Consider the following 5,722-nt stretch of genomic DNA (forward strand, 5'->3'; position numbering starts at 1 on the left):
GATGAAGGGACATGTGGGCGACGGCACTGGTTTCTGGTGGTTTTATGGCGCCGGGTAATCAGATAAAGCCAAGTCGTTCCTTGTAGCGTTTTGCTGGGGCATGGGCTTTTTGGTTTATGCTTTGGCGGGATGTTTGCATGTCTCAATTTACATATCCACAGTGAATGTAATTTGTGCAGGAATGGCTCCATGAAGTGAGCGGTTTGGATTGGGATTATTCCTCCTGGTTCAGATCGGACATCAAACTTGAGAGTTTGATCCTGGCTCAGAACGAACGCTGGCGGCATGCCTAACACATGCAAGTCGAACGAGTGCCTTCGGGTGCTAGTGGCGCACGGGTGCGTAACGCGTGGGAATCTACCCTTGGGTTCGGAATAACAGTTGGAAACGACTGCTAATACCGGATGATGACGTAAGTCCAAAGATTTATCGCCCAGGGATGAGCCCGCGTAGGATTAGCTAGTTGGTGTGGTAAAGGCGCACCAAGGCGACGATCCTTAGCTGGTCTGAGAGGATGATCAGCCACACTGGGACTGAGACACGGCCCAGACTCCTACGGGAGGCAGCAGTGGGGAATATTGGACAATGGGCGCAAGCCTGATCCAGCAATGCCGCGTGAGTGATGAAGGCCTTAGGGTTGTAAAGCTCTTTTACCCGGGATGATAATGACAGTACCGGGAGAATAAGCTCCGGCTAACTCCGTGCCAGCAGCCGCGGTAATACGGAGGGAGCTAGCGTTGTTCGGAATTACTGGGCGTAAAGCGCACGTAGGCGGTTATTTAAGTCAGAGGTGAAAGCCCAGTGCTCAACACTGGAACTGCCTTTGAGACTGGATAACTTGAATCCAGGAGAGGTGAGTGGAATTCCGAGTGTAGAGGTGAAATTCGTAGATATTCGGAAGAACACCAGTGGCGAAGGCGGCTCACTGGACTGGTATTGACGCTGAGGTGCGAAAGCGTGGGGAGCAAACAGGATTAGATACCCTGGTAGTCCACGCCGTAAACGATGATAACTAGCTGCTGGGGCACATGGTGTTTCGGTGGCGCAGCTAACGCATTAAGTTATCCGCCTGGGGAGTACGGTCGCAAGATTAAAACTCAAAGGAATTGACGGGGGCCTGCACAAGCGGTGGAGCATGTGGTTTAATTCGAAGCAACGCGCAGAACCTTACCAGCGTTTGACATCCTCATCGCGTTTTCCAGAGATGGATTACTTCAGTTCGGCTGGATGAGTGACAGGTGCTGCATGGCTGTCGTCAGCTCGTGTCGTGAGATGTTGGGTTAAGTCCCGCAACGAGCGCAACCCTCGCCTTTAGTTGCCAGCATTTGGTTGGGTACTCTAAAGGAACCGCCGGTGATAAGCCGGAGGAAGGTGGGGATGACGTCAAGTCCTCATGGCCCTTACACGCTGGGCTACACACGTGCTACAATGGCGACTACAGTGGGCAGCAACTCCGCGAGGGGAAGCTAATCTCCAAAAGTCGTCTCAGTTCGGATCGTTCTCTGCAACTCGAGAGCGTGAAGGCGGAATCGCTAGTAATCGCGGATCAGCATGCCGCGGTGAATACGTTCCCAGGCCTTGTACACACCGCCCGTCACACCATGGGAGTTGGATTCACCCGAAGGCGTTGCGCTAACCCGTAAGGGAGGCAGGCGACCACGGTGGGTTTAGCGACTGGGGTGAAGTCGTAACAAGGTAGCCGTAGGGGAACCTGCGGCTGGATCACCTCCTTTCTAAGGAAAACGGCGGAAAGCGCCGGATCGCGGACTTTATGTCCGGAGCATTCGGAAGAGCTTCCTCCTTGTCCTATGAACATATGCCGTCGTCCTCATGTCCCTTCATCCCTAGAGATCAGCAGCGCAGCGCTGTTGAGAGTCTCAAGCTGGCTTACGGCCCAAGCAGCCTTCATGGCCGTTTGGACGACGAGAGTGGGCTTGTAGCTCAGTTGGTTAGAGCACACCCCTGATAAGGGTGAGGCCGGTGGTTCGAGTCCACCCAAGCCCACCATTCTTGTGTGACTCAACGGGGCCTTAGCTCAGCTGGGAGAGCGGTTGCTTTGCAAGCATCAGGTCATCGGTTCGATCCCGATAGGCTCCACCATATACTCTAGTGATGAAGACATCAGTTTGCCGGCTTGCCGGTGATAAGAAGGCATTCTGTTTTGGATGCCTTCTCTTTGACATTGTGAATGGGTTTTTTAATCGATGCCGTGGTGACATGCGCGGTTCGGTTCGGTGGTCGCAAGACTGCCGGGGCGGATCAGGAGCGCATGGCATTACTTTGAATATCAGGCTGAGATTATTATCCGCATGGCCGTTGGCGGCTTTGGATATGGGCAGTGATGCCCGTGGCCAGTGTTGTCATTGGTGGTGTGGACTCTCAAGCGTGAGGTAAGGGCATTTGGTGAATGCCTTGGCATGCACAGGCGATGAAGGACGTGGCACGCTGCGATAAGCGTGGGGGAGCCGTGAGCAGGCTTTGATCCCGCGATTTCCGAATGGGACAACCCACCTTCACCATTTAATTTTGGCCGTCAGCGATGACGTTCAGAGTTAAATGGGAGAGGTATCACTAAGCTGAATACATAGGCTTTGGTGAGGCGAACCCGGAGAACTGAAACATCTCAGTACCCGGAGGAAAAGACATCAACCGAGATTCCGTTAGTAGTGGCGAGCGAACGCGGACCAGGCCAGTGCCTGAGGTTTAATTAGCAGAAGCGTCTGGAAAGGCGCGCCATAGCGGGTGACAGCCCCGTATGCGAAAATGAAATCTCAGGACTTGAGTAGGGCGGAGCACGTGAAACTCTGTCTGAACATGGGGGGACCACCCTCCAAGCCTAAATACTCGTGCATGACCGATAGCGAACCAGTACCGTGAGGGAAAGGTGAAAAGCACCCCGATGAGGGGAGTGAAACAGTACCTGAAACCGAATGCCTACAAGCAGTGGGAGCCTCTTTATGGGGTGACCGCGTACCTCTTGCATAATGGGTCAGTGACTTAATGTATCGAGCAAGCTTAAGCCGTTAGGTGTAGGCGCAGCGAAAGCGAGTCTGAATAGGGCGATTGAGTTCGATGTATTAGACCCGAAACCCGGCGATCTAGGCATGACCAGGTTGAAGGTGCGGTAACACGCACTGGAGGACCGAACCGTTTAATGTTGAAAAATTATCGGATGAGTTGTGTTTAGGGGTGAAAGGCCAATCAAGCCGGGAAATAGCTGGTTCTCCGCGAAATCTATTGAGGTAGAGCGTCGGATGATTGCCGTTGGGGGTAGAGCACTGGATGGGCTAGGGGGTCGCGAGATCTACCAAACCTAACCAAACTCCGAATACCAACGAGTCTAGTCCGGCAGACAGACGGCGGGTGCTAAGGTCCGTCGTCAAAAGGGAAACAGCCCTAACCTACAGCTAAGGTCCCCAAGTCATCACTAAGTGGGAAAGCATGTGGGATTTCCAAAACAACCAGGAGGTTGGCTTAGAAGCAGCCATCCTTTAAAGAAAGCGTAACAGCTCACTGGTCTAAATAAGAGATCCTGCGGCGAAGATGTAACGGGGCTCAAGTGATGCACCGAAGCTTAGGGTGTGATCTTATGATCACGCGGTAGCGGAGCGTTCCGTAGGCCTGCGAAGCCATCTGGTAATGGGTGGTGGAGGTATCGGAAGTGCGAATGCTGACATGAGTAGCGATAAACAGGGTGAGATGCCCTGTCGCCGAAATCCCAAGGGTTCCTGCTTAAAGCTAATCTGAGCAGGGTAAGCCGGCCCCTAAGACGAGCCCGAAGGGGGTAGTCGATGGGAACCACGTTAATATTCGTGGGCCTGGAGGTGTGTGACGGATGGCGTAACTTGTCTGGTCTTAACGGATTGATCCAGGCAGGGAAGCTGTCCCAGGAAATAGCCCCTCCATTATAGACCGTACCCTAAACCGACACAGGTGGGATGGTAGAGTATACCAAGGCGCTTGAGAGAAGTGTACTGAAGGAACTCGGCAAATTGCCTCCGTACCTTCGGAAGAAGGAGGCCCCAACTAAGCGCAAGCTCTGTTGGGGGGCACAGGCCAGGGGGTAGCGACTGTTTAGCAAAAACACAGGACTCTGCTAAGTCGGCTTCAAGACGACGTATAGGGTCTGACGCCTGCCCGGTGCCGGAAGGTTAAGAGGAGGAGTGCAAGCTCTGAATTGAAGCCCCGGTAAACGGCGGCCGTAACTATAACGGTCCTAAGGTAGCGAAATTCCTTGTCGGGTAAGTTCCGACCTGCACGAATGGCGTAACGACTTCCCCACTGTCTCCAGTACATGCTCAGCGAAATTGAATTCTCCGTGAAGATGCGGAGTACCCGCGGTTAGACGGAAAGACCCCGTGCACCTTTACTGCAGCTTCAGAGTGGCATTAGGAAAGAACTGTGTAGCATAGGTGGGAGGCTTTGAAGCGACGGCGCCAGCTGTCGTGGAGCCATAGGTGAAATACCACCCTGTTGTTTTCTGATGTCTAACCTCGCACCGTTATCCGGTGCAGGGACCCTCTGTGGCGGGTAGTTTGACTGGGGCGGTCGCCTCCTAAAGAGTAACGGAGGCGCGCGATGGTGGGCTCAGGACGGTTGGAAACCGTCTGTTAGAGTGCAATGGCATAAGCCCGCCTGACTGCGAGACTGACAAGTCGAGCAGAGACGAAAGTCGGTCATAGTGATCCGGTGGTCCCTCGTGGAAGGGCCATCGCTCAACGGATAAAAGGTACGCCGGGGATAACAGGCTGATGATTCCCAAGAGCTCATATCGACGGAATCGTTTGGCACCTCGATGTCGGCTCATCACATCCTGGGGCTGGAGCAGGTCCCAAGGGTTTGGCTGTTCGCCAATTAAAGTGGTACGTGAGCTGGGTTCAGAACGTCGCGAGACAGTTTGGTCCCTATCTGCCGTGGGCGTCGAAATTTGAGAGGAGTTGACCCTAGTACGAGAGGACCGGGTTGAACATACCTCTGGTGTACCTGTCATGGCGCCAGCCGTGCAGCAGGGTAGCTATGTATGGACGGGATAACCGCTGAAAGCATCTAAGCGGGAAGCCTCCCTCAAGATAAGATTTCATCGAGCCGTGGAAGACCACCACGTTGATAGGCTGGATGTGGAAGTGCGGTAACGCATGGAGCTAACCAGTCCTAATTGCTCTGTTCGCGCTTGAAGAGTCCCACCATCAATGACAGCACTGGAACAATCCAGACGCCTGTCGATGATGGCGGATGATAACCAACGCCCGATATCAAATACACACACCGTGCACGGCACCGATTAAAACCTTTGATACACGCATGCGCCCGCTTCATTGCTTGGTGACCATAGCGTCTGTGACCCACCCGATCCCATCTCGAACTCGGCCGTGAAACCAGACTGCGCCGATGGTACTATTGCTCAAGCACTGGAAGAGTAGGGCGTCGCCAGGCATTGCAGCGCGCGCACGCACGTATCACAAAAAAACCCATTCACTTTTCTTCTGGCCTCAGGCGCCGACGCGAACATCCGTTCGTTCGGGCTCCGCGCCAACAAAGCGCGGACGCCCTCCAGAACCCGCCAATGCCCGCTTCCAGCAGGCACAAGAAGGGACTGGCTTGCGGAGACTACCCCTCCGTCTCCTCCTGAGACCAATATTGGTGGCGCGGGATGGAGCAGCCCGGTAGCTCGTCAGGCTCATAACCTGAAGGTCGTAGGTTCAAATCCTACTCCCGCAACCAG

General features: G+C 54.1%; 3 tRNA genes and 3 rRNA genes. All 6 read left to right on the forward strand.

Going from position 1 to position 5,722, the window contains the following annotated elements:
• Positions 1 to 242 precede the first annotated feature (242 nt).
• The 6 genes from ENE74_RS17905 to ENE74_RS17930 all read left to right on the forward strand — a co-directional run bounded on the left by ENE74_RS17905 (position 243) and on the right by ENE74_RS17930 (position 5,721).
• Positions 243 to 1,733, forward strand: a 16S ribosomal RNA gene (locus ENE74_RS17905).
• A gap of 197 nt (positions 1,734 to 1,930) precedes the next feature.
• A tRNA-Ile gene (locus tag ENE74_RS17910) sits at positions 1,931 to 2,007 on the forward strand.
• A gap of 17 nt (positions 2,008 to 2,024) precedes the next feature.
• Positions 2,025 to 2,100 (forward strand) — tRNA-Ala (locus tag ENE74_RS17915).
• Between the two features lie 280 nt (positions 2,101 to 2,380).
• Positions 2,381 to 5,175: ribosomal RNA gene (locus ENE74_RS17920) — 23S ribosomal RNA — on the forward strand.
• A 143-nt stretch (positions 5,176 to 5,318) separates the two neighbouring features.
• Positions 5,319 to 5,433: ribosomal RNA gene (gene rrf, locus ENE74_RS17925) — 5S ribosomal RNA — on the forward strand.
• The 16S, 23S and 5S rRNA genes sit together here with 3 tRNA genes alongside, the layout of an rRNA operon.
• A gap of 211 nt (positions 5,434 to 5,644) precedes the next feature.
• A tRNA-Met gene (locus ENE74_RS17930) sits at positions 5,645 to 5,721 on the forward strand.
• Position 5,722 lies beyond the last annotated feature (1 nt).

Origin of the sequence: Sphingobium algorifonticola (genome assembly GCF_004005485.1) — a bacterium.
Taxonomy (GTDB): domain Bacteria; phylum Pseudomonadota; class Alphaproteobacteria; order Sphingomonadales; family Sphingomonadaceae; genus Sphingobium; species Sphingobium algorifonticola.